Origin of the sequence: Hoyosella rhizosphaerae (assembly GCF_014643175.1) — a bacterium.
Classification (GTDB): Bacteria; Actinomycetota; Actinomycetes; order Mycobacteriales; family Mycobacteriaceae; genus Lolliginicoccus; species Lolliginicoccus rhizosphaerae.
The window spans coordinates 859,912-884,040 of sequence record NZ_BMJH01000001.1 but is presented as its reverse complement, the minus strand read 5'-3'; the positions used below and the strand labels follow the sequence as shown (position 1 = coordinate 884,040).

26 protein-coding genes are annotated in these 24,129 nt (G+C 58.6%); 15 read left to right on the top strand and 11 right to left on the bottom strand.

Features of this window, described 5'->3' with window-relative positions:
* The first annotated feature begins 43 nt into the window (after positions 1 to 43).
* Positions 44 to 1,498 carry a YfcC family protein gene (locus IEW73_RS04100; protein WP_188670935.1) on the top strand — a complete coding sequence of 485 codons (1,455 nt, stop codon included), beginning with the start codon at positions 44 to 46 and terminating at the stop codon, positions 1,496 to 1,498.
* A 10-nt stretch (positions 1,499 to 1,508) separates the two neighbouring features.
* Here the strand turns inward: IEW73_RS04100 and IEW73_RS04095 are convergent, their stop codons facing one another.
* Positions 1,509 to 1,997 carry a VOC family protein gene (locus IEW73_RS04095; protein WP_188670933.1) on the bottom strand — a complete coding sequence of 163 codons (489 nt, stop codon included), beginning with the start codon at positions 1,995 to 1,997 and terminating at the stop codon, positions 1,509 to 1,511.
* Between the two features lie 154 nt (positions 1,998 to 2,151).
* Between IEW73_RS04095 and IEW73_RS04090 the strand changes: the two genes are divergently transcribed.
* Entirely contained in the window at positions 2,152 to 2,487 is a 336-nt protein-coding gene (locus tag IEW73_RS04090; protein ID WP_188670931.1) for a hypothetical protein, read from the top strand.
* A 4-nt stretch (positions 2,488 to 2,491) separates the two neighbouring features.
* Positions 2,492 to 2,848: a DUF952 domain-containing protein gene (locus IEW73_RS04085; RefSeq protein ID WP_188670929.1), complete on the top strand. Its 357-nt coding sequence runs from the start codon at positions 2,492 to 2,494 to the stop codon at positions 2,846 to 2,848.
* A 9-nt stretch (positions 2,849 to 2,857) separates the two neighbouring features.
* Here the strand turns inward: IEW73_RS04085 and IEW73_RS04080 are convergent, their stop codons facing one another.
* On the bottom strand, positions 2,858 to 3,331 hold the full coding sequence (locus tag IEW73_RS04080) for a M15 family metallopeptidase (protein ID WP_188670927.1): 474 nt from the start codon (positions 3,329 to 3,331) through the stop codon (positions 2,858 to 2,860).
* Positions 3,332 to 3,488: 157 nt separating this feature from the next.
* Between IEW73_RS04080 and IEW73_RS04075 the strand changes: the two genes are divergently transcribed.
* The 7 genes from IEW73_RS04075 to IEW73_RS04045 all read left to right on the top strand — a co-directional run bounded on the left by IEW73_RS04075 (position 3,489) and on the right by IEW73_RS04045 (position 10,381).
* Positions 3,489 to 4,595: a Glu/Leu/Phe/Val family dehydrogenase gene (locus IEW73_RS04075; protein WP_188670925.1), complete on the top strand. Its 1,107-nt coding sequence runs from the start codon at positions 3,489 to 3,491 to the stop codon at positions 4,593 to 4,595.
* A gap of 56 nt (positions 4,596 to 4,651) precedes the next feature.
* Positions 4,652 to 5,359, top strand: a complete 708-nt coding sequence (locus IEW73_RS04070; RefSeq protein ID WP_188670923.1) for a polyamine aminopropyltransferase — start codon at positions 4,652 to 4,654, stop codon at positions 5,357 to 5,359.
* 100 nt (positions 5,360 to 5,459) lie between these two features.
* Positions 5,460 to 6,932, top strand: coding sequence for a cytochrome P450 (locus IEW73_RS04065; protein WP_188670921.1), 1,473 nt, complete (start codon positions 5,460 to 5,462; stop codon positions 6,930 to 6,932).
* A gap of 98 nt (positions 6,933 to 7,030) precedes the next feature.
* A complete protein-coding gene (locus IEW73_RS04060) occupies positions 7,031 to 7,975 on the top strand; it encodes an ABC transporter ATP-binding protein (protein WP_188670919.1) in 945 nt (314 codons plus the stop codon).
* Positions 7,972 to 8,718 carry an ABC transporter permease gene (locus IEW73_RS04055; RefSeq protein WP_188670917.1) on the top strand — a complete coding sequence of 249 codons (747 nt, stop codon included), beginning with the start codon at positions 7,972 to 7,974 and terminating at the stop codon, positions 8,716 to 8,718. The genes IEW73_RS04060 and IEW73_RS04055 overlap by 4 nt, the downstream gene beginning before the upstream one ends.
* Positions 8,655 to 9,779, top strand: coding sequence for a sensor histidine kinase (locus IEW73_RS04050; protein WP_188670915.1), 1,125 nt, complete (start codon positions 8,655 to 8,657; stop codon positions 9,777 to 9,779). Before IEW73_RS04055 ends, IEW73_RS04050 begins: the two co-directional genes overlap by 64 nt.
* A complete protein-coding gene (locus IEW73_RS04045) occupies positions 9,776 to 10,381 on the top strand; it encodes a response regulator transcription factor (protein ID WP_188670913.1) in 606 nt (201 codons plus the stop codon). Before IEW73_RS04050 ends, IEW73_RS04045 begins: the two co-directional genes overlap by 4 nt.
* 120 nt (positions 10,382 to 10,501) lie before the next feature.
* Here IEW73_RS04045 and IEW73_RS04040 read toward each other — a convergent pair whose 3' ends face one another.
* Entirely contained in the window at positions 10,502 to 11,569 is a 1,068-nt protein-coding gene (locus tag IEW73_RS04040; protein ID WP_188670911.1) for a hypothetical protein, read from the bottom strand.
* Between the two features lie 527 nt (positions 11,570 to 12,096).
* Here IEW73_RS04040 and IEW73_RS04035 point away from each other — a divergent pair.
* The gene (locus IEW73_RS04035) at positions 12,097 to 13,305 is read left to right on the top strand and encodes a PrsW family intramembrane metalloprotease (RefSeq protein ID WP_229675731.1); all 1,209 of its coding nucleotides are present in this window, start codon (positions 12,097 to 12,099) and stop codon (positions 13,303 to 13,305) included.
* A gap of 8 nt (positions 13,306 to 13,313) precedes the next feature.
* Here IEW73_RS04035 and IEW73_RS04030 read toward each other — a convergent pair whose 3' ends face one another.
* Both IEW73_RS04030 and IEW73_RS04025 read right to left on the bottom strand, forming a co-directional pair.
* Positions 13,314 to 14,372: a beta-ketoacyl-ACP synthase III gene (locus IEW73_RS04030; RefSeq protein WP_188670909.1), complete on the bottom strand. Its 1,059-nt coding sequence runs from the start codon at positions 14,370 to 14,372 to the stop codon at positions 13,314 to 13,316.
* Between the two features lie 133 nt (positions 14,373 to 14,505).
* Positions 14,506 to 14,820: a hypothetical protein gene (locus IEW73_RS04025; RefSeq protein WP_188670907.1), complete on the bottom strand. Its 315-nt coding sequence runs from the start codon at positions 14,818 to 14,820 to the stop codon at positions 14,506 to 14,508.
* Between the two features lie 185 nt (positions 14,821 to 15,005).
* Here IEW73_RS04025 and IEW73_RS04020 point away from each other — a divergent pair, with 185 nt between their 5' ends.
* Positions 15,006 to 16,208 carry a hypothetical protein gene (locus IEW73_RS04020; RefSeq protein ID WP_188670905.1) on the top strand — a complete coding sequence of 401 codons (1,203 nt, stop codon included), beginning with the start codon at positions 15,006 to 15,008 and terminating at the stop codon, positions 16,206 to 16,208.
* Here the strand turns inward: IEW73_RS04020 and IEW73_RS04015 are convergent, their stop codons facing one another.
* Positions 16,209 to 16,940 carry a class I SAM-dependent methyltransferase gene (locus IEW73_RS04015; RefSeq protein ID WP_188670903.1) on the bottom strand — a complete coding sequence of 244 codons (732 nt, stop codon included), beginning with the start codon at positions 16,938 to 16,940 and terminating at the stop codon, positions 16,209 to 16,211. It lies immediately after the preceding gene.
* Positions 16,941 to 16,943: 3 nt separating this feature from the next.
* Positions 16,944 to 17,537: a TetR/AcrR family transcriptional regulator gene (locus tag IEW73_RS04010; RefSeq protein ID WP_188670901.1), complete on the bottom strand. Its 594-nt coding sequence runs from the start codon at positions 17,535 to 17,537 to the stop codon at positions 16,944 to 16,946.
* A 90-nt stretch (positions 17,538 to 17,627) separates the two neighbouring features.
* Here IEW73_RS04010 and IEW73_RS04005 point away from each other — a divergent pair, with 90 nt between their 5' ends.
* Genes IEW73_RS04005 through IEW73_RS03995 form a run of 3 tightly spaced genes read left to right on the top strand, consistent with a single transcriptional unit; the run spans position 17,628 to position 20,367 of the window.
* Positions 17,628 to 18,500 carry a sterol desaturase family protein gene (locus tag IEW73_RS04005; protein ID WP_188670899.1) on the top strand — a complete coding sequence of 291 codons (873 nt, stop codon included), beginning with the start codon at positions 17,628 to 17,630 and terminating at the stop codon, positions 18,498 to 18,500.
* On the top strand, positions 18,497 to 19,303 hold the full coding sequence (locus IEW73_RS04000; RefSeq protein ID WP_229675726.1) for an SDR family NAD(P)-dependent oxidoreductase: 807 nt from the start codon (positions 18,497 to 18,499) through the stop codon (positions 19,301 to 19,303). The genes IEW73_RS04005 and IEW73_RS04000 overlap by 4 nt, the downstream gene beginning before the upstream one ends.
* Positions 19,304 to 19,305: 2 nt before the next feature.
* Complete coding sequence (locus tag IEW73_RS03995; protein WP_188670895.1) at positions 19,306 to 20,367, top strand: DUF6670 family protein; 1,062 nt, start codon at positions 19,306 to 19,308, stop codon at positions 20,365 to 20,367.
* A 1-nt stretch (position 20,368) separates the two neighbouring features.
* On the opposite strand, the gene IEW73_RS03990 is transcribed toward IEW73_RS03995, so the two are convergent.
* From IEW73_RS03990 to IEW73_RS03975, 4 genes are all read right to left on the bottom strand, one after another.
* Complete coding sequence (locus IEW73_RS03990) at positions 20,369 to 20,800, bottom strand: SRPBCC family protein (protein WP_188670893.1); 432 nt, start codon at positions 20,798 to 20,800, stop codon at positions 20,369 to 20,371.
* A gap of 66 nt (positions 20,801 to 20,866) precedes the next feature.
* On the bottom strand, positions 20,867 to 21,481 hold the full coding sequence (locus IEW73_RS03985; RefSeq protein WP_188670891.1) for a class I SAM-dependent methyltransferase: 615 nt from the start codon (positions 21,479 to 21,481) through the stop codon (positions 20,867 to 20,869).
* A gap of 40 nt (positions 21,482 to 21,521) precedes the next feature.
* Complete coding sequence (locus tag IEW73_RS03980) at positions 21,522 to 23,003, bottom strand: flavin-containing monooxygenase (protein WP_188670888.1); 1,482 nt, start codon at positions 23,001 to 23,003, stop codon at positions 21,522 to 21,524.
* Positions 23,004 to 23,100: 97 nt separating this feature from the next.
* Positions 23,101 to 23,979, bottom strand: a complete 879-nt coding sequence (locus tag IEW73_RS03975) for an RNA polymerase sigma-70 factor (protein ID WP_229675721.1) — start codon at positions 23,977 to 23,979, stop codon at positions 23,101 to 23,103.
* Positions 23,980 to 24,129: the final 150 nt, after the last annotated feature.

Here is a 24,129-nt window from a genome sequence, read left to right as displayed (position 1 = left end):
TCATCCCATATCGGTCTCAGTGGGATGACGGTAAGGCGTGGACATGACGGTGAAAGACGGCACTCCGGGTGCCTCAACTTGCGCGACGGAAAAGCCTTCCGCTCGCAATTTCGTTTTTCCGCACATCTTTTCGATCCTCGTCGGGTTAATCGCTGTCGCCGCGATAGCGACACATATCATCCCAGCGGGGGAGTACCAGCGCATCGCCACCGACGACGGTCGGTCACGCATCGACCCCGACACGTTCCGATTCATCGACTCCGCACCCGCAGGCATTCTCGACTTCCTGACAGCAGTTCCGCGCGGCGTGGTCAGCGCAAGCGCTGTTGTCATCTTCGTGCTCGTCACGGGCGGCATGTTCATGGTCTTGCGCTCAACCGGGATCATCGGTATCGCAGTGGATCGACTCGGGCGACGCTTCGCCAACAACAGTCTCCTCATGATCGCCGTGCTCATGGCAATCTTCGCGTTCATCGCGTCGATCATTGGAACGTCAGAATTGTCGCTCGTTTACATTCCAGTCATCCTGCCGCTCCTCATCGCGCTCGGCTATGACTCAGTAACGGCAGCAGCAGTCGCATTGTGTGCCACCGCGGCGGGCTTCACCGCAGGCGTGCTCAACCCGTTTACCACCGGTTTGGGGCAGGAAATCGCAGAGGTCGACCGATACTCCGGCGCTCTCGTCCGCCTACTTGTCCTCGCCGCACTCGTCGGAAGCGCCACATGGTTTGTGCTGCGTTACGCCCGAAAGGTGCGTCGCGATCCGTCCCTCGGGCTCCTAGCCAACGACGACAAAGAAGCAGCCAAGCGAAACGAATACCGCGACGTACTCATCGCCGACCCGCCTCACATGACCGTTCGACACAAGCTCGCTGCCGCCGCAACGGCCATTGGGTTTGCGGTGATGATCTTCGGTGTAGTCCGCCTCGGATGGTTCATGGTCGAGATGGCGGGCGTGTTCATCGGGATAGGAATCGTCGTCGGCCTGATCGCCGGGTTAACCCCAACAGCGATCAGTGAGGCATTTGAGAGGGGATTCCGCGAAGTACTCCTCGGTGCACTCATCGCAGGCGTGGCCCGTGGCGTGGCCGTCATTCTCGAAGACGGCCAGATCATGGACACCATCGTCTACGGGATCGGAAACGCTGTCAGTGGAATGCCCGTGGCGCTAGCCGCGCTCGGGATGTTCGTCAGCCAATTGCTGTTCAACTTTGTTATTCCATCAGGCAGCGGACAAGCACTCGTCACAATGCCCATCATGGCGCCGCTATCCGACGTCCTCGACGTCACCCGGCAAACCGCAGTACTCGCTTTCCAATTCGGCGACGGACTGGGCAATATTCTGTTTCCCACATCCGGGTACTTCATGGCTGCACTAGCGATTGCGGGAGTGCCGTGGCAAAAGTGGGTGCGGTTCTACCTTCCGCTTTTCGCGGCCTGGTGCGGCATCGCTGTCGTCTTTCTTCTTGTGACGCAAGCAATCGGATGGAACGGGTGATGACCCGGATTTACTCTCGGTTGTATGCAGCCTGCAGTGCGGCGAGGTCAATCTTCTTCATGCCGAACATCGCGTTGAATGCGCGGGTGGCAGCCTCTGCGTCATCGCCAGCCAACAACTTTTCCATGCCCTCCGGGACAATCTGCCACGACAACCCAAACTTGTCTTTCAGCCAACCGCATTGAACCTCCGAACCACCATCTGTGAGCATGTCCCAGTAATAGTCGACCTCCTCTTGGTTGGCGCACAGCACCAGGAAGGAAATTGCCTCGGTAAAGGGAAAATCTGCGCCGCCGTTGATTGCTGTCAGCTTCAGGTCGCCGAGTTCGAAATCAACGGTCAGCACCGATCCCGCCGGGCCCGGGCCTGCGTCTGTGTAGTAAGTCGTGTTGGTGACACGGGAGTGAGGGAATACGGAAACGTAGAAGTCCACAGCATCTGCCCCGTTGGTGTTGAACCAGAGGTTGGGGATGATTCGTGGTGAGCTGATTGACGGCATCGCTTCTCCTTAGTCTGCACCTGGTGTCCCGTGAGATCGGGCCTCACATAGTTGGACTTGCACGGAAAGAGAAGTTCATCGCACCTTATCGACGACGCCCTCCGCGCCCCTGTACTGTCATCGCAGACAACACACTGTGCTCGGGGAGGACGACATGACTGTAGGCGCCGTAGAAACGGGGAAAGACAATGTTCAGGAACTAATCGTTTCTGCTGTCAACCACGTCGGCCAGATCGCCGTCATTGCCACCGGACTGCTAGCAGATGTCGTGCGTGAACTAGGAGACTTCCTCACAGAGTCGCTTCAGCACGTCCAAACACTGTTGGAGTCCGCGGTCAATCACGTGGGACAGATTGCAGTGCTCATCACCCGGGCTATCGCGGCGATTGTGTATGAGATCGGCGCCATCGTGACTGACGGTTTCGACATGATTGATGCATCCAAAACCGCCTACCAGGATCGCGGATCTCAACGCGCACTAGCGCACTAGATAGATGAGTATCTGGCACCTTGTGCGGCGCGACGACTTCGAATCGTGCAACGACGCGTTGTTTCGACCGCCCTCACTGGACGCCGAAGGCTTTATCCATTGCACCGGCAACCTCGACACACTCGTGGCAGTTGCCAACCGCTTCTATGTGCACTGGGTCGGTGACGTGGTGGCGTTGGAGATCAACCCCGAGAACGTGGCCGCTCCGATCCGGTGGGAAGCTCCCTCTCCTGCGCCACCACCAGGGGTGGATGCCAACATTTCCTTCCCCCATATTTACGGCCCGCTAGACACTGCAGCCGTTGTTGGTGTTCTGCAGGCGCGACGCACACCCGAGGGGCGCTACACAGGTTTCGAGTGAGCCCAGAGGCTATCGCCAGCTTGCATCAGGAAGCGGGGCCGGACACGGAGTACCTGGCAGCGTCGCAAACTCAAAATGCCACCACTCGTTGGCATACGTCTGGCACACGCCGTAACGATGCCCGTTCGCCTTCATCCACGCGGCACCCTCCGCCGGTCCAATATCTAGCGCATCACCAGTGACATGCGTCGACTCATCCGGGGGCAGCACCCAAGGGCGGGAAGCTTCCGGGCTGCCATACGTTGCAACGCCTTGCTCCCATAGACGTTGCTGTTCTGCGCGTGTTCGAAATCCCGATGTCACCCACATCGGAACCCCCTGAGCGCGAGCCTCGGCTTCGGCGAGTGTGTACGCCACCGCAAGAAGGGGATTCAGGCCGTCAGTTCCATCCGCCGACCCCGTCAGCGGTTGCGCCGCAACGGACGACATTCCCACGGCAAAAAGTGAAGTAGTGACAGCCAAACCCACGGCAACTCGGCGCATACCTCACTTAAGCACGTCTGCGGCCGCCCGGTGTCGGGTTACAACCGTTGATGCTTTCATGTCACAATGGTGTTCAGTGACCCACATCACACGGGGTTGCTCAACCAGGTTGTAGCCACAAGCCAACAACCGCACCATAACTCAAGGAGACACCACAGTGACTTCCGCAGCTACACCAGTTTCGGGCGTTTTTGACCGGCCCACTCATCATGAGCAGGTCGTATTCTTTTCCGACCAACACACCGGCCTCAAAGCCATAGTTGGCATCTTCTCCACAGCGCTTGGCCCTGCACTCGGCGGCACGCGCTTCTACCCCTACGCCAGCGAACACGACGCCCTCACTGACGTCATGAACCTGTCCACCGGCATGGCCTACAAGACAGCACTCGCGGGCCTTCCCCTGGGCGGCGGCAAGGCCGTCATCATTGGCGATCCCGCCGCGATCAAAACACCTGACTTGCTACGCGCATATGGCCGCTACATCGAATCCCTCGGCGGTCGATACATCACAGCCTGCGATGTCGGCACATACGTTGCAGATATGGACATCATCGGCGAAGAAACCCGCTACGTAACCGGGCGTTCCGTGGAACACGGAGGCTCCGGTGACTCGTCAGTCATGACGGCCTACGGTGTGTTTCAAGGAATGCGAGCAAGCGCAGAATTCCGATGGGGTTCACCGTCGCTTGCTGGAAAGCGCGTAGGCATCGCTGGCGTCGGCAAAGTCGGCCGACTCCTCGCCGAACACGCCGTGAAAGACGGCGCAAAGGTCTATGTCACAGATGTCAACCACGCTGCCGTTCACCAGCTTCGGCAGGCACACCCTGACGTCGAAGCTGTCGCCGACACTGCCACTCTCATCTCCGGTGACATCGATATTTACGCGCCCTGCGCACTCGGTGGTGCACTGACGACAGAGACGGTCGCACAACTGCGTGCCAACATTGTGTGCGGCGCCGCCAACAATCAACTCGCCCACCCTGGGGTGGATGAGCAGCTAGCCGCACGAAGGATCCTCTACGCACCCGACTACCTCGTCAACGCTGGTGGAGTGATCCAAGTCGAAGACGAACTGCAAGGCTTTGATCCCGATCGCGCCCGTGCGAAAACTCTGCGAATCTTTGACACCGCGCAAGAGGTCTTCACCCTCGCCGCGGCCGCGAACATCACGCCAGCCAAGGCCGCCGATCAAATTGCTGAGAAGCGAATTGCCGATGCGCAACAGCACAGCCGCCCCCGGAATGATCGACTTGTAAATCGGTAATTGTCACGCCCCTCGCGTCGCGCGCCCACAGCGCGGCGCGAGAGTAGGGTGGTGCGATGCGCTTCGAAGAACTTGGCTGGGGCACAACCCCAATGGGCGAAATTTCCCTACGGCGACGTTTCGACCCCACCTTTAAATGTGACGTCTTCGAAGTAAAACTCGACGATGATTTCCTCATGTCTAGCCTGTTCACGGTGGCAGAAGAAGAACTGGCGCTACTCGCACTTGCGAAACTTGAAGGCGAAAACCTATCAGTGGCAGTCGGTGGACTTGGTCTCGGGTACACCGCCGCTACTGTGCTCGCTGATTCTCGCGTCGAATCACTCATCGTCATTGACGCGTTAGAGCATGTGATCTCATGGCATGAACGTCAACTGATTCCCGCCGGAGACAGGCTCGTCGAAGACCTACGGTGCCAGTTCGTACACGCCGACTTCTTCGAACTTGCACGTTCAGAGTCCCTCGACCCCGAAATTGCCGACGCAAAATTCGATGCCGTTATCGTCGACATCGACCATTCGCCCAGTCACGTTTTGCACCCAAGCCACGCGTCGTTCTATACCCCCGAAGGGCTGCAAGGCATGGCGAAACACCTCACGCCGGGTGGCGTATTCGCACTGTGGTCCAACGACGCCCCTGACGATCAGTTCACCGAAATGCTCGGGAACGCGATCGGTCCTGCCTCCGCTCACATAGTGACCTTTGAGAATCGTCTGCAAGGCAAGGATTCAGCCAACACGGTGTACTTAGCCAACAAGGTGTGATCATTTACGTTTGATTGTTAAGTGTCAACGGGTACATTGTGAGATACACCACAACGATGTGGTGAGGTAGAGCTAGCTGGCGTCAACGGAGAGGCCCGCAATGACGACACTCATCAACCCACAAAAAATTCGCGACGCCGTCGAACGGCACAAACCCACACTCGCCACCACCCCCGGCACCGGGTACATCGCCGAAAAACTCGAAAAACATCACTGGCGCACCCAACCCTTCGCGACACCCCCACCAGGCAGCGACCTCAAACCAATTCCCGGTGACCCCGGACTGCCGTTCATTGGCCACACCTTCGAACTCATGCGCCTCGGTGCCGACTACCAACTGCGCAGATACCAGCAGTTCGGCCCCATCTCATGGGCCACCGTATTCGGGCGCCGCGGCGTAGCAGTCGCAGGCCCCGAAGGCACCCAAGCAGTACTCGCCAACAAAGAAAACACCTACTCCCAAGGTGGCTGGCGCTACCTCATCGACACCTTCTTCCACCGCGGACTCATGCTCCTCGACGGCGACGAACACCGCTACCACCGCCGAATCATGCAAGCAGCCTTCACCCGCGAACGACTCAACGGCTACACCAACATCGCCGACGCCGTGATCAACGAACAGATCGCAACCACCCCGCACGACCACGAACTCGAGCTGTACCCAATGCTCAAACAACTCACCCTCACCGTTGCCGCACATGTGTTCATGGCTGCAGACACCAACACGGCAGACACTAACGTCGAATACCTCAACGATGCCTTCATCGCCGCTGTCCGCGGTGGCACAGCAATCGTGCGCTACCCAGTACCTGGCGGACGGTGGTCTCGCGGGATCCACGGTCGACGCGTCCTAGAAAAATACTTCCGCGACGCAATACCTGAAAAGCGCCGCACCACCAGCCCAGACTTCTTCTCCGCGCTGTGTCACGCCGCATCCGACGACGGCGAAACCTTTCACGACGACGACATCGTCAACCACATGATCTTCCTCATGATGGCGGCGCACGACACCGCAACGATCACCACCACCGTCGCGGCCTACAACCTTGCACGCCACCCCGAGTGGCAAAACGCCGTACGCGACGAAATCGCCGCCCACAACGGCCCCATCACCCCAGCTTTTCTCGACAGCCTCACCACGTTAGATAACGTCATCAACGAATCGCTCCGACTCGTCGGCCCCGTCCCCGCATTCGTCCGCGAAACCACCACCGACACTGAACTTCTCGGCCACTACGTTCCCGGAGGCAGTTTCCTCCTCGTCGACCCCTGGGTCAACCACCTACTCCCGGAGTACTGGACAAACCCACAAACATTCGACCCAGACCGATTCTCCTCACACCGCAACGAGCACAAACAGCACCCGTTCCTCTTTGTGCCATTCGGCGGCGGTGCGCACCGGTGCATCGGAATGCGATTCGGGATATTAGAGGTGAAAACTATCCTCTGCCGCCTTCTCGCTACCTATCAACTCGAACTTCCCGAGTCGTATCAGGTGCGGTGGGACACCAGTTCGCTGCCATTTCCCGCGGACGGATTGCCGATGCGCCTCACCGCCCTTCGGCGTGGCTGAACGGCACCTTCCCGGGTCGATCGGGAATGACAACTGTCACATCAATCTCGTGACATCTGATCCGAGGCCTCAAGCGCTGGCGCTGACACCGTAGAAGCATGACCAACCAACCACCCGCAGTGGAAATACGCGACCTACACAAAAGTTTCCGGCAACGAGGCGGCACACAGGTCCACGCGGTTCAGGGCGTCGACCTAACGATCCAGCGCGGTGAAGTAGTCGCGCTCCTCGGACCTAACGGTGCAGGAAAAACCACCACACTCGACCTCGTATTGGGGTTCGGCCAACCAGATCACGGCGAAGTCCGCGTCTTCGGGGGATCACCCCGCGCCGCAATCGAGGACGGTGCAGTGTCAGCAGTCCTACAGACAGGCGGACTACTCGCCGACCTCACCGTCCGCGAGACACTCAAAGCGGTCGCGTCCCTCATGCCCCGGCCACTACCACTTGACGAAGTGCTCGACCGTGCTGGCCTCACCACCATTGCCCGGCACATGGTGTCAAAGTGTTCCGGTGGCCAACAGCAACGCCTGAAGTTTGGGCTCGCGCTGCTCGCCGACCCCGAATTGCTCATCCTGGACGAACCCACAGCAGGAATGGACGTGCGTGCCCGCCGCGAATTCTGGGACACCATGCACGCCGAAGCGCGGCAAGGACGAACGATCATCTTTGCGACCCACTACCTCGAAGAGGCAGACACATTCGCCAACCGAGTGATCCTGATGTCGCGCGGAAAGATCGTCGCCGACGGCTCCACCGCCGAAATAAGAGCCCGAACAACAGGCAGAACCGTCGTTGCCGAGGTCGCTGTCCAGGCGGTCGAGCGCGTGCGCGAAGCCGTTCTCACGCTCGACGGTGTCCACGATGTCACAGTGCGCGGAGGACGCATGACAATCACATGCCGAGACTCCGACGCAGTAGCCCGCTACCTCCTCATGCACAACCTGGGCAACCACCTCGAAATCACCTCAGCAAACCTTGAGCAAGCATTTGTCGCCCTCACCTCCGACAGCCTTGATACCAAGGAAGAGGTGTCACTATGAGCACCACCTACGTCACCACTGAGTATTGGCGAACAATCCGGAACTTCCCCAACATGTTCTTCATCGCGCTGCTACCGGGTGCCTTCTACCTCGTCTTCGGCGCATTAACGGAATTTGGGTCCGAACCCGCCGGTTCCGGCAACGTCGCCGCCGTAATCATGACGTCCATGGCCTGCTACGGCGCCGCGATGGCGACACTGTCAATCGGCGGCTCCGTCGCTGTCGAGCAGTTTCAGGGATGGGGTCGGCAACTCGCACTTACGCCGCTCACATCATCAGGGTTTGTCACCATCAAAGCCATCGTGGCTCTCGGCGTCGCCGCAATGCCCATCCTCGTGGTGTACTCACTCGGCTTCTTCTTCGGCGCACAAGCCCCACCAAACGTGTGGATCCTTTCCGCGCTTCTGTGCTGGCTAGGCTCCGCAATCTTTGCGCTCTTCGGACTCGCCGTCGGATTCGCTTTCCGCACCGAAGCAGCACTGAGTGCAGCAGGAGGACTCCTCGTCATCCTCGCGTTCCTAGGCAACGTATTCATCCCCCTGACCGGGACAATGCTGACAATCGCGAAGTTCACACCGATGTACGGCATGGTGGCGCTCGCGCGCTATCCGCAAACGGAAGGCACCTACGCAGGAATGTCGGGCGAATCGTTGTGGATTCCTGTGGTAAACGTCATCGCATGGGCAATCATCTTCGGGACAGTCGCGACCATCATGTCGCGTCGAGCTCTGGCAAAGAGATGACCGAAGAGCAGGACCACAGCTGGGTGTTCGGCGCGGTGTGGTTAGTCTTCCTCGTCTTTCCCGCGCGAGAACTCTTCATGTCGGATCAATCACTAGTCGGCATGATGATCGGTGTGGCGCTGCTCATCGTCTTCGCCGCAGTCTTTGTCTACGGCCTGGTTTCCCTGCGGTGCATCGGAGACGACGACCTCCAGGCCAACCTCGTCGTCCTCGGGATGGTCGCAATCACGTCACTCATGGCGATCCTCATCGGACTAGGCGCGATGGGCATGACGGCTTTCATCATCAGCTACGTGTTCTTTGCCTGGCCGATGCGCCGGGCTGTTGGCTTAGCAATTGCCACCGTCGTGCTGGTGCTCGTGGGGCCCAGTCTCATTGGTGCCGGCCAGTTCGGCGAGTACTGGGTATTCCTCCTCTTCCTAGTACCAGTGAGTTTTGTATCCGCACTGTCACGGGTCATGCTCGAAAAGGAAGAATCGCAACGAGAACTTCAAGAACAATTGACCACGGTGGCCGAACGAGACCGAATCGCCAGAGACGTCCACGACATTCTTGGGCACGGCCTCACCGTGATCTCTGTGAAGGCCGAACTGGCCGCGCGCCTCATCGACTCTGACCCCGACCGGGCTAAACGCGAACTCGCCGAACTACACACCCTCGCTCGGGAAGCGCTCGCGGAGGTACGTTCTACAGTGACAAGAATGCGAACCCGCAGCCTCAAAGAGGAGCTGTTAAGTGCACGAACAGCGCTGACAGCCGCCGGGATACACGGCAACCTCCCCGAAACCGTCCCAGAAGTACGCGACGGTGCGGAGGAGGTATTCGCGTGGGCCGTCCGTGAAGCCGTCACCAACATCATTCGGCACAGCGGAGCGAACCGCTGCGTGATCACGCTGGACCCACGCTCAGTCGCCATTAGCGACGACGGGCACGGCAACGGGCCACTGCCCGAAGGCCAAGGGTTACGCGGACTGCGCGAACGAGCCGCAGCAGCAGGCGCCCAAGTCGACATCGCAGCCACCCAAGGTAAAGGAACACGCGTAGAGGTGTCAGTGCCGTGATCAAGATTCTGCTCGCCGACGACCAAGCCCTAGTCCGAGGCGCTCTCGCCGCGTTGCTCGAGCTTGAACCCGACCTGTCCGTGGTCGCCGAAGTAGCCCGCGGAGACGAAGTCGTCCAGGCAGTGCTGGAACACCAGCCCGACGTCTGTCTGCTCGACATCGAAATGCCCGGAATCGACGGAATCGCAGCAACAGCCGCTGTGCGGGAGCGATTCCCGGATACACACGTGCTCATCGTGACGACGTTCGGTCGGGCGGGTTATTTGCGCCGCGCGATTGATGCGGGAGCTAGGGGCTTCGTTGTGAAAGACACCCCGGCGCGTGAGCTCGCCGATGCCGTTCGCCGCGTCCATGCTGGCCTGCGCGTCATCGACCCAGCCCTCGCCTCAGAAACCCTCGTCGATGGGATCAACCCGCTCACAGAACGCGAACGGCAGGTGCTGCTACATGCACTTACCGGAGCCACCGTCGCCTCGATCGCACGGCACGTCCACCTATCTCAAGGGACGGTTCGCAACTACCTGTCATCCGCCATCGGAAAAACTGGTGCATCCACACGCGGCGAGGCTGCGCAGATCGCGCAGTCACGAGGCTGGTTGTGACGCCTCCTTTTTGCAAATCCATCTGCGGGAGTCGTCAAAACTGCTGGTTTTCGGGTGGTTTTGTTGACGTGTGCAGATGGATTCGGCGCGGGGGCTCTGGGGGCTCAGGGGCTCAGGGGGTCAGCGGGTGTCGACCCACCAGCGGGGCGGCAGGACGATTCCCGAGGGGTATTTACTGGGCCAGTCATCAGGTTCCGGCTCCACCGGACCAAGCAGCGGATCGTGCTTCCACCATCGGATCGGCTCGTGGCGAACCGGGTTGGCAGCTAGCAATTGGGCAAACCGCAGTATCAGCTCATCGAGTCGGGGATACGCCAGCTGCCAGCCGAACCGGCACAGGTCAAGAGACAGCCGCCGCAACAACCACTCCCGTTCATTTTGGTCAAACACGATCTTCGACGCATCAGCCCGGTTGTTGTACTTCACTGCGCCGTCTGCTTCAAACCCCGCCCAGTGCCACGGCCACAGGCCATCCAGGCGAAACATCGGTTTACCATCGCCGACCCAGGCATTGGGGATGGGGAGCGGGAGGTCGCCCGCATACGCAGCAAATCGACCGAGAGACTCCAACGGGGATTCTGCAAGTCCCGTCGCATGGTTAGCCACCCATCGCGTGCGGGTTATCCCACTGCGTCCCTTCATATCTCTGGTTGCGTTCATGAGGTTTGCTCCACGCCGCAGAGCATGGTCGCCCACCGCAAGTGCGATAGGCAGCGAAGCCGACAGCGCGATGGTGCTCGCCGTGTACCCAACGCCAGTCGCTGGGACGCCGTTATACTCGCGCAAATGTTGTGGGGGAACGAACTCCCGTCGGGTTCGACCATGCTGATTGCGTTGGGCACCTACCGGTTTCGGGTTAGAGTGGACCGCGTCGGGTAGCTGTGGGGGTCGCCCCAGTTGGGGCAATCCGTTCAGCGTCGCCGCAGACCACCCGGCGAGATACGTGTGATCACCGCAGGATCGTTGGTATGCGCGCGATGCTAGAGCAAATTGCTCCCAACCACTGAGGCCGCCCCACAATTCGGTGCCGGTGTACTGACCATGCGCCAGTTTCGTCAGCAGTCCTTTCCTGCCCAGGGAGTGGAGATACTGGCGCGAGGTTGGTTTATCCGCGCTGATCAGGCCTTCCCCAGCTGCGATTGCGGCTTGTAGTGAGTCTGGTAGGTGGGTTCTTCTGGGACGCGCCATGTGTGAACAGTTTGGCTACCGATGGGGAGATGGTGAGCGACCGTGGCGGAGAGGTGTGGATAACACCACGTTGGGGATTACGCGTGTGCTTCGATGCTGCGGATCCATCTGCGTATGTCGCGGATACTGCCTGTTTTTCGGGGGTTGCGTTGACGTCCGCAGATGAATTTGGCGAGCCGGGCCGAGCCGGGCCGCCCGGGCGCGGAGTGCCGAGCCGGGCCGGGCAGGGGTGCTGAGCCCGGCGGCCCCGGGACCCGGCCCGGCGGCAGGACAGCTCCCACAAGAAAAATCCGGAAACGGAACCAGATCCACCTCCCTTGCGTCATACCCCAACAGATGCACAGAAATGGGCATCAAAGGAGGAGATCGCACACCCGCACTGCGCGTCGGGAGGAGAGGACCACGCGCGGTGCGGCCTCTGATGGTCGTGTGATCTCGCTAATGCGACAGCCATTTACTCGATTGGCGCGTGAAATACTGCGAAGACGAAACGTGTACTTGCGTATATACCGAACTCAGGGGGATAAGTGCGCCATCTGCAGCAGGCACCGCCGATGCCACACCACACGCAGTGGAATGTTCAGCACAATCGCAGGGCATTGGTGCCGATTGTTGTGATGGTGGCTATGGCCATCGTGGCCATGATGTTGGTCGCGTTGTCAGCAGTGACGATGGGCATTGACGTTGCTGTGGTGGCGACGGGTCTTGCGTTTCTCCCGGTGATTCCGATCGCGATGTTGTTCTTGTGGATTGATCGGTGGGAGCCAGAGCCCGGCAGAATGCTGCTCGCGGCATTTTTGTGGGGTGCGAGCATCGCTATTGTTGCGGCAGTTATCGGTAGCCTGCTGTTTAACCTGACTTGGATGGCGGTGCTGCCGACGTCAAATGAATTGGCGTTGAGTCTGAGTATCACGGCACCTGTTGTGGAGGAAGTCTGCAAGGGCCTGTTCTTGGTGTGGTTGTTTTGGTTTAGGCGTCGTGAGTTCGATGGTGTTGTTGATGGGATCGTTTATGCGGGCCTGGTGGGACTAGGTTTTGCCTTCACGGAGAACATTTTTTACTTATCAGCTGCTCTGCGTGAAGAAGGCCTGGAGGGCGGCCTAGTTCTCTTCATTTTGCGCTGTGTGATGAGCCCGTTCGCGCATCCGTTGTTTACCGTGATGTTTGGTATCGGATTGGGTCTGGCGGTTCAAAGCCGATACAAGTCCGTCAAGGTATTAGCACCGGTTGTTGGGTTGGTGCTGGGAATGGTTTTGCATGGTTTGTGGAACGGCTCGACGCTGATTCTTGACGGTGTGGGCTTCCTGTACGTCTACGCGCTGGTGATGATTCCTACGTTCGTTGCAACGATTGTGCTTGTGGTGTGGCAGCGTCGCCGTTTGCAGAAGGTAGTGGCACGGCAGTTGCCTGCGATGGTGTCTGCGCAGCTCATTCCGCCGCATGAGGTTCCACACCTGGCATGTTTGGTGAGCCGCGGTCGTTGGCGTGAGCACGTTCGTCGCCAGTATGGCTCTGAGGTGGAAAAGGGTTTGCGCGATTACCATGCCGTCGTGACGGAGATTGCGATTCTGTTTGACCGTATTGAGCGGGGCGCGATCGGAGACGGCCAGGAGAAGCTCAAGGAAGAGTTGTTCGCTGGTTTGTATGAAGTGAAGGCTCGGGCGCGGAATTATCCTGCTGCTTTGTCGGCGGCATCAAAAACCGTGAACCACCCGAACCCGTACTTGCGGACCTAAATGCCCCTCTACAAGCTTGCTTCGGCGGGCGCTGGCGGGAGCATGACGACCTGTCCGGCGTAGCTCAGACCAGCTCCGAAGCCGAGGAGGAGTGCGATCTGGCCACCCTTCGCCTTTCCGGTGGCGAGCATTTCTTCCATGGCGAGGGGGATGGATGCCGCTGAGGTGTTTCCTGTGTTTTCGATATCGTTCGCGACAGGAACGCCGTCGCGAAGACCAAGGTTCTTCTTCATTAGATCGTTGATGCGGGAGTTGGCTTGGTGGGGGATGAAGACGTCGATATCGTCGACTGAAAGCCCGGATGCGTCGAGGGTGCTCTTCAAGGCTTTGGGTAGGGTGATCGCCGCCCAGCGGAAGACGCGTGGGCCTTCCATTACGAGGCTGAGGCGTCCCATTTTTTCGACGGAGGCGTCTGTGCCTTGCATGGCTTCGGCGCGGTCCATGTATTCGACGAGGTCGAGGTTTTGGCGAATTGCTGGAGCGTTTTCGCCATCACTTCCCCATACGGTGGGGGAGATGCCGTTGACTTCGCTTGGGCCAACGATGACGGCACCGGCGCCGTCGCCGAAGATGAAAGCGGTGCCGCGGTCGGTGCGGTCGATGCCTTCGGACATGGTTTCCATGCCGATGACGAGCACGTATTTGGACGTGCCTGCACGCACGAGGTCGGCTGCGCAAGCGAGACCGTATCCGAATCCGCTGCACCCTGATGTGACGTTGAATGCGGCGACGCCGTTGATGCCGAGATCAAAGGCGACTTCGGGTGCACCGTGTGGGGTTATTGTTCGCCAGGTGCTTGTTGCCAAGATGAGGGTGCCGATCTCGGCGCGATCAATTCCTGCGTTGCGGATGGCGCGCTCTGCGGCGGCAACGGAGATGGACCGGCCTGTTTCGTCGCCGCTTATCCAGCGTCGGTTGCGGATACCGCTTCGTTCGTAGATCCACTCATCGTTGGAATCGAGAACTTCACACAGTTCGTCGTTGCTGACGATGTGCTCAGGTCGGTACGCACCAATGCTGAGTATGGCGACGTTTTGATTCACCGGATTAGCTGCGATATTGACCACTATTGTCGGCTCCTTTGCCGTAAACGCAGATTCGAATCACAAAGTATCCGGTTCAGCGTATCCGGAATACTTCGTAGGATCACTTGGGCGCAAGTGACAATTTCGTAAGGATGTTGTGTGGTGTGAGTGTGGCTCACCGGCGCATCCGTGTTGGTGGTCGGCGGTAGCGGTCCATGGCGTCCATCGCATTTGTGGCGACCTTGGCGAATACTGCAACGATTCCCACGACGAGAAGCAGGATTCCCATGGGCGCTAGGAATGCGTAGTCCTGTGTGAGACCTACTGGTCCGGATCGGTCGCCGAGTACTGCACGGGCGATGAGGGAACCAACTCCGGTCCATAAGATTAGGGCGCTTACCCGCCAGTATGTTGCACCAGTCAGCGAGGTGAAGGACATGATTGTCGCTGTCACCAATGCGCCCAGTGCGAGGACGAGCACAGCGAACATCGTCGGTGGTCTCCTTCCAATTTGTGGGGCACTCGTCGGCGGGCACCCTGTTCTTACTAGCATCCACCCTTTTGTTTGAACATGCACCCTTCGGATTCGACCGTTTCGGAATGCTACCGCGCTGCTGGTGCTTACCATGCACCCATGTACGACTGTCGAGGGTTGTGTTGGGTGGGAGCTACCCGATGAGTTGGATTTCGATACACAATGCCGTGTCAGTGGCGGGGGTGTCGTTGCGTGTGGCGCGCAATGTCGTGGAGATCGTCCGCAGGCCTAGTGGAACATCTGATGGTGACGGCGAAGTACCTGATATTCCCGTGGCGTCTGACGAGGATGGGCTGTCGGTATCTCGGGCTGTGCGTCGCATTCGGGATTCGGCGCGAAAGTCAGCTGAGGGTGCTGCTTCCGCAGCGACAGCCGAAGTGTCGAAGCGTATTTCGGGTGACATTTCTCGTGTCGTCGTTAAGCATCCCGCTGTCGACACGGCTATTACTGTTTCCGCAGTGTTGTTGGTGAGTCCTCCGGGTCGCGTAGCGACGACGGTGGCGCACCTGTTTGCTATTTCACCGCTCGGGCACGCGGTGAAAGGTGTGGGGTCGTTTATCGCTTCGACGCAGGTTGCTCAAGGTTTTGAGGCTGCCGCAAAAGAGGCGGTGGGTACAGCTCTTGTCAACGAGACGACGATGGCGGCTGTGACTCGGATGGTCGATGCGGCTTTGGATTCCACTGTGGATGTTGCGATACCGGCATTGGTGGAAACGTCGGTGTCGACGTCGATTGATCTTGTTAAGTCGGGGATCCTGCACGGCACCGCGACCGTGGGTGGTGCTGCGTCAGCGGTAGGTGCGGGGAAGATTGCGGATACGGGGCACGGCGCGTTGACGGCTGCGTTGAATTTTGCGACGGACAACCCGTTGAGCGAATCCGCACAGACGTTGCTTGTGAAAAGCATCGGGGTTGCTGCGCGAGGTGCCGCTACAGGGGTGGTGAGTCCGGCGGTTCATCTTGCTGCTGAGCAGGCTCGCGGTGAAATTATCCGGACGATTGCTGGGGAAGTCACTGTCGGTATTCCGCTTGTCATTGCCCGACGGGTTGTGCTGACGGTCGACAGTATCGTCGATGCGCGTGACCTTCAGTCATCCGACGAAGTTGATGCGCTGTTGCGTAAGGCAGTCGAGGATGCGATTGGCGAAGTGATCCGCTCAGTTGTTGAGCCCACGACGACGCTTGCTGTGCGGAATGTGGTGACGGGAACTGTTGCGAAGATCGCGTTGAATGTTGCGCTTGAAGCGTCGACGCACGTGCTTGTTACGACGACTGGGTCACTGACGGGCGCTCCGGGGAAGCTGAAAGGTTGGTGGCGCGGGCGTCGGAGGGACGAGGACTAGCTAGTCGCGTTGGTAGACGAACGCGTAGGTCCGGTAGGGAAGGTGCAGCTCTGTTTTGCCTGCCAGCGATGGGTGGGTGGCGATCAGCTGATCTACTGCATGATCGACGTCGCGCTGTTGCTCTGGGTTGGCTGTGATGTAGGGGCTGCGGCTGCGGACGAGCCCTCGGAGCGCATCGGGGGTCAAGGTGCGCACCCATTCCTGGGTGAATACCGCTCGTTGTTGAAAGGGTTGGGTGACGGTGGGGCCGCCGTCTCGAATCAACCGCTCTGCTGGGCTTAAACCCATGATGTTGGTTAGTTGGCCTACCCATTCTGTTGCGTCGTCACGGATGTTCCACACCAGTACTAATGATCCGCCTGGGGTGAGGACGCGGTCTGCTTCGTGCGATGCCTGATCGGGGTCAACCCAGTGCCATGCTTGACCAAACACGACGGCGCCGATTGATCCGGCAGGGATTGGCATTGACTCGGCTGTACCAATGAGGCGTCGGACGTGTGGCGCTGTGGCGGCGAGTTCGTTGAGCATCGCTGGGTCTGGGTCAACGGCGATGACTTCTAACCCGAGGTCAGCCAAAACTGTTGTGAGGAGGCCGGTTCCGGCGCCGCAATCAACGATGGGTCCTGTGACTCCGCGTAGTGCTTTTGCCAGCAATTGCTGCGGGTAGGTGGGGCGTGCGGCAGCGTAGGTGCGTGCAGCTTGACCAAAACTTCTCGATGGATTTATGCCCATACTTCACCTTATTGCTGCGATGAGTCGTTCGCTGCGGGCGGTCATATCTGATGCCGATTCGGACGGGTGCCGGAGCCACCAGTTGACCAGAGAGGTCACGACGCCCATCCACACTTCGCTGAATGCGGACACGTCGAGTGGGTCGGTGATTCCGGCAGTGTTCAAGACGTTGGCGCTGCCGCGTTGGGCTTGTGCGGCAATGCTGCGCCGGACTTTGGTTGCGGCGATTCCGGCTTCGCTGTCGCGCGGAACTGACCGGTCGAAGATGACATTCCAGTCTGCGGGGCGGGGTTCGAGTGCGGTGAAGATCGCTTTGAGGGTGCGGTGCGCCATGGTGATGTTGTGTTCACTGCCGGTGACTACATTTTCGATTTCGTGGCCGAGGTTCGCCCCAGCGCGTTCTACACACGCGGTGTAGAGCCCGTCTTTGGTGTGGAAGTAGCTGTATATCAGTGGTTTTGAGATTCCTGCACGGGTGGCTATGTCGTTGATGGAGAGCCCGGCGTATCCGACGTGTGCGATGTGGTTGGCGGCAACGTCGAGTATTTGGGTTTCGCGTTCGGCGCGGGGGACGCCTTTGGTTCCTGCTGTGCTCACTGGTTTATCCAACCATGTGTAGTGGTGGGGGTATTGACACTTTAATTGACTAAAGCGTAACTTACGAATCAGTCAATTAAGGAGGGGTCCATGTTTAGCGACATTTGGGACCAAATAAACAACCCAGTTGTGTACGCGCTGCCAGTGTTCGCAGTGTTCATCGCCATCGAGCTTGCAGCGCTTCGGTTCCACGAACACGGCCACGCTCGTGGATACAACCGTGTGGACACAAGGACCTCCCTAAGCATGGGTGCCGGTTCCCTCGTCGCATACGCACTCTTCAAACTCTTCACCCTGCTGCTCTTCGTTTTCATCTGGACATATCTCGCGCCCTGGCATATTCCTGCTGACACCTGGTGGAGTTGGGTCCTGCTATTCGTCATCGTCGACTTCACCTGGTACTGCTACCACAGGTTTTCCCACCGCGTCCGCATCGGTTGGGCCGCACACCAAGCCCACCACTCCAGCGAATACTTCAACCTCGGAACAGCACTCCGACAAAAGTGGAACCCGTGGGCGGAAGCACTCTTCTGGCTTCCCCTTCCGCTATTGGGATTTGAACCGTGGGCAATCTTTGTCGTTTTCGGGTTCAACCTCATCTTCCAGTTTTTCGTCCACACAGAGACTGTCGGAAAGCTACCGCGACCGATCGAATACATTTTCAACACACCATCGCACCACCGCGTGCACCACGGAAGTGACCCCGAATATCTCGACAAGAACTACGGTGGCGTCTTCATCATCTGGGACCGACTGTTCGGCACCTTTGAAGAGGAAAAGCACCAGCCCACATACGGTCTCACCACACCGGTTGGCACGTACAACATCATCAAACTCCAGTACCACGAATACGGAAGCATCATCCGAGACGTCCGCTCTGCGACAACTTGGCGTGACAAACTGGGCTATATCTTCGCTCCACCAGGATGGAAGCCCAAACAAAAAGAATTGAGCTCCCGATGACGTCATGGCTGTTGAGTCCACCGATCTCGCCCCGCACACTGTTCACCAGGGGCATTGAACTACGCGACAAAAGGGTGCTCATCACTGGAGCGTCATCCGGGGTAGGCGCCCAGCTCGCACAGGACACTGCCGCGGAAGGTGCACACGTCATTGCGGTGGCGCGCAATGCAGATCGACTAGCAGAGGTTCGACAGGGAATCGTCAGCAAGGGCGGTTCCTGCGAAACCTATCAGTGCGACATCACCGATGAGACTGCGGTCAGCAAGCTTCTCGCCACAGTGGGAACAATCGATATCCTCGTGAACAACGCGGGGCGTTCAATTCGACGTCCCGTCATGGAATCGGTCGACCGCCTCCACGACTTTCAACGGACCATAGACCTTAACTACCTGGCAGCAGTGAGGATGAGCCTCGGCGTGCTGCCAACAATGGCTAGGTCGGGTGATGGGCACATCATCAACATCGCCACCTGGGGCGTGCACGCAGGACTAATGCCGAAGTTCGCCGCCTACCACGCATCAAAAGCCGCGATCGCCGCGTTTGGGCGGAGCCTCGCCGCCGAAAATACCGGGGTTCACGTCACAACTATCGGTTTTCCGCTCATCCGCACACCCATGATCGCCCCCACCGAGCATTACAAGAACTTGGCCGCGCTCACACCACAGCAGGCGAGCAGCTGGGTGATCACCGCTATGAAGAAGCGCCCCACACAAATGCACTCTCGGTACGCCGGGATTATTCGGCTGATCGATTCGATTTCTCCACACGCAGCGAACACACTCATTCTCCGGGCAGGAATCTAACCATGGCACATATCACTCAGCAGGCATTCGCAACTGCCGTCGTGAAACGACTGCTGCCACGCCTTGACCGGCGGATCACAGCGTCGACAGCACCTGGTGTCGACCCAACGATGATGGTCCCGCACACGCTGTCTCGGCGTTGGGCATGCACGCACTTCGGAATCTTTCTTCCGTCATTGCCGGAACCATACCGGTACCTCAACACGATGACGCTGATCGGAACCCCCGGGGCCCTGTGCTTCGACGACAACTACATTCTGCGCGACGATCCCCGAACAACCGCAACCGTCATGTCCTCGACGGCGCACGGTGCGTCCCACCACTATCAGGGGTACGACTCGATTGACGAGTGTGACTTCGCCGATGATGGATCCACACTCAGCTGGGGAGATGACCTAACCATCACGTGCGATCATCCGACGTACACCGTCGACGCGCGCTACGAACACATGTCCGTCAACCTCACCCTCAGTGCCACAGACGCAGTGTCGTGGTTCTTGAAGAACCCGGTCAGCGACCATTTCAGCATGTTGGCGTCGTACAGCGGCACCATCACCGATGAGCGCGGTACAACACCCATCAGTGGGCTCGGGACAGTGGAGTACGCCCGGTATATGTCACCACAATCGCTGCTGTCGACCCCGCTACCAGAGCCGGTGAAGCTGCCCCTCGACTTTTTCACCTATCAAGTGCTGAACCTTGACGACACTACGCAACTGCTGCTCACTGACGTCCGGACAGCGGGTGTGACAGCGTGCAAACTGGCGCACATGCGAACCGTCGATGGCGTAGCGAGCGTATTCGACGACGTCGATTTTGAGGTCCTGGAATACAACCCAGAACGAGTTCTTGATCCTCACGGCCGCCCGATGCGCGTACCCACCCGAATCCGGTGGACTGTTCGAGACGGCAATTCGACGCTGCTCAACATCGAAGGTCGTATCGACGCGCCGTGGCGATACGGACACGGTCGCGGATACGTCGGCGCATACACCTACACCGGTAACTGGCAAGGAAACGAGATCACCGGCAGCGGTTACATCGAATGGATCGACTGCGAGTAACTTACAGAGCCGCGACAGCAGCCTGCATGTCGATGACTACCTTGCTGCCCAACCGCTCAAAGAACAATCGCATCACCGGTGAAGCGAGCTTCGCGAATCCGTGAAATGTGATGTCCGCGGTGTAGTGCACTTCGGTTTCGCCGTTCTCAGAACGCAAACGAATATCGTCGATCGCAGTGGCGGTTTTGTTCTTGCCAACGAACTTCACGCGGTCGGCTTCGAACACCTCAAGCTCGTACGTTAATTCAGTTTCATTACCGAGAACGCGCGAGACGTTGCGCCACTGTGCATCCACTCGAATCGGGCCGTCGTCGAGCCGCGTGCAAGCAACTGTGCCCGGGTCCCAATCCACGGTATTACTGAAGTCGGAGAGATACTTGACGACGACATCGATTGGTTTGTCGACGACGAAAGTTCGCTGGACGTGCACCATAATGAGCCCTTTCTGTTGGAGGGGTCCCTCATGATTCGTAGCCGAGCGGTCGCTGGATTGGCGACGTCACACGCGCACGACACCCAACGACATTGCACCCAGGAACTTCGGGGCACCTCGGTCGTAGAATCGATCCACCCAGTCGACAACGAACCCTTCCTGCTCCAACATTTCAACAATGGGCCGATTCAGGTTGCACCCGCCAAAGAGTTTGTTCTGCACAGGATTCAGCCGGTTCTGCCAGCGCTGCACCTTCGCGTCAGGTGCCAGGCCATGTTCGACAAAATGTAGCCGTCCATTGGGTTTAAGGACGCGACGCACCTCCCGTAACGCGGCGACGAGGTCCGGGATGGTGCACATCGTGAACGTCGATAGCGCGCAGTCGAAACTTGCATCGCTTAATGGGAGTTGCTGACCGTCCAGACCAGACCGTTCAATCGGAATTCGCGACGCCTTAACCCGTTTGGATGCCAGCTTCCACGCAGCGTCGGCGGGCTCAATCGCCGATACCTTGGTGACGGTTGATGGGTAGAACGGCACGTTTAACCCTGAGCCGAACCCGAGTTCCACCACATCACCAGTGAGCCCTGCGCAGGTTCGCTCGCGTTGTGGGTCAGTCATCTTCATGCCGCACGCGCAGTCGATGATCCGCGGCAGGATTCGGTCGCGATAGATGGCCATACCTCAGCGTAGGCGAGTTGAGCGTGATGGCATAGGGGCCCTATGCGTAGTTATAGCTGTCAAGCGGGAACCGTGATGCCTCCCGCAGGGCAGTCACAGTTGACGTGGGGCGCAAGATCGCAGCTTCCCCGTGCTGGTTGAAGTAGTAGCTTCGCGCAGTCTGGCAGTTCCCCTGGTAGAACACCGAATCTCCAAGCTTGGCGGTCATCCGGTCGAGGTAATTGCTGTTAGCTTCCTCTGTTACCTCAAAAGTTGTGGCGCCGCGGCGTAGTACCTCGCGAATGACTCGTCGCAAGTGCTTCATCTGGACTTCAATCGTGGTGAAGTAGGACAAGCCGCTGTAGGAATACGGACTCGCGAGGGTTAGGTAGTTCGGAAACTGCGGAACGCTGATTCCTTCAAAAGCTTGGAACCTGTTCTCGCGCCACCATTTACCGAGGTTGCGGCCCTCGCGCCCGACGATGTCGATGGCAGGAAAGTTAACGTCCCATATGTTGAAGCCGGTAGCAAGCACCAGTGTGTCAATCGTCGTCTTGGTGCCATCGACAGTGACGATCCCATCCGATTCAACCCGCTCGATGGTGGAGGTTTCGAGGCGCACATGTGGTTTGTTGAATGTCCGAAAGTACTCGTTGGAAAATGTTGGCCTCTTGCAGCCGAAGTCGTAGTCGGGTGTGAGCTTGCGTCGCAAGTCCGGATCTTTAACTTGTGTCCGAAGGTGAAGTTTGGCGACCGAAGCAGCTACGGCGTTAAGCAACCGTGCTTGCCTAAAGTGCAGCACGGCGCTGACCATGATCAGTTCGAGAATGGCCGTGTTAACGAAGCGGGCGGCGCGCTGCGTGAAGGGAGCAACGCTAAACATGCGTTGCACGGCGCGAGGTATTGGGGTGTCGATTTTGGGTGTCACCCAGATCGGTGTCCGCTGAAATACAGTCAGCTCTTTGGCCCGTTTGGCGAGATTCGGAATGAGTTGGACAGCGGTGGCGCCCGTGCCGATGATGGCAACTGTGCGGCCATCGAGGTTGTAGGAGTCGTCCCAGTCCGTTGTGTGGATGATCTTGCCGGTGAAGGTGTCGATACCGGGGATGTCAGGTGTGTGCGGTTGTGACAAGAAGCCTGTGGCAGTGAGTAGGAACCTCGCGGTTACAGGCTCTTGGTCAGCGATGGACACGGTCCACAACTGTTCTTCGCTATTCCAGACGGCTCCGGTGACGACGGTATCGAAGCGCATGTATTTGCGTAAGTCGTACTTATCGGCGACATGCTCGGCGTACTTCTTCAGTTCAGCGCCGGGCGCGAACAGTCTCGACCAGTAGGGATTCGGTTCGAACGAGTAGGAATACGTGACGGACGCGATGTCGACCGCAAGTCCTGGGTATCGGTTGACGTGCCACGTTCCACCGAGGTCGTCTTCGCGCTCAAGTATCGCGAGGTTGTGAAGACCTAGTTCGTTGAGCGCTATTGCAGCGCCCATTCCGCCAAAGCCTGCGCCTACGATTACGGCGTCAAAATGCGGTGCCATGCTTGCCCCTTGTGTCAATTGTCAACTTAGACGTTCACAATTACTGAGACAGACTGTACCTATTAGTTTGGGTGGTGTCGATGGTCACCGGGCATCCTCACCGCATGATCGTCGGAGTTGAACCAACCATGCTCAATTTGTGTGGATTGCGATGCATATAAATTGTCTGGACAGCGCCATCGACAATTTCGAACTGCAGCACAACGCTAAGAACACCGTCCTCGCGTACGGCAACGCCGGGAAGCCCATTGGATATGGCAAAGCTGATGTCGATGCTCGCTTCACCACGGGCACTCTTCGCTGCAAGGCCAGCCAAGAACCGGGCCACACGTTCCGCGCCAGAGACCGGACGCCGTGCCGCGGACACAATGCCGCCGCCGTCAGAAATAGCAACGGCATCCGGCGCGAGCATCGCCACCAACGAGGCGATATCACCCTGCTGAGTGGCCGCCAAGAATGCGACAGTAATCGCGCTGGCCTGCTCCATGTCTGCGGTGTAGCGACGCCTGCGGGTGGCAACATGCTCACGTGCGCGGTGCGCGATCTGCCGGGCACCATCGGGCGTCTTGCCGACAACCTTCGCGATGTCGTCGTACGGAAAGTCAAAAACCTCCCGCAAAACGAACACTGCCCGTTCGGTCGGTGACAGCGTTTCAAGAACCAGCAGCATGGCCATCGACACCGATTCGGCAAGATCGACCTCGGTATCAGGGCCGGTCGTGACGGGTTCAGGAAGCCACGGCCCAACATAGGTTTCGCGGCGCCGAGCTTGGGCTCTCAACACGTCAAGCGCACGCCGTCCTACCACCCGCACGAGGTAAGCGCGAGGATCGCGAATCTGGTCGAGATCACTTTCCGACCATGGTTGGTAGCTGTTTTGCACAGCATCTTCAGCATCGGTGGCGGCACCCAGGATTTCGTACGCGACAGTGAACAGCAGCCCACGGTGTTGCTCAAAAATTTCCGCGTGCGTCACCTGTCTACCTCGCTTATTGGGCACCTTGGGTATTGGGGTTAACGATACGTTTTGGTCGGCTTCGCGGTTGATTGGGGCTGTGCTGAAAATCTGACTGCGGAAGGCTGCGTTATACGCGTTAACTGATGGGGTTTTGGGTACTTCCGCAGG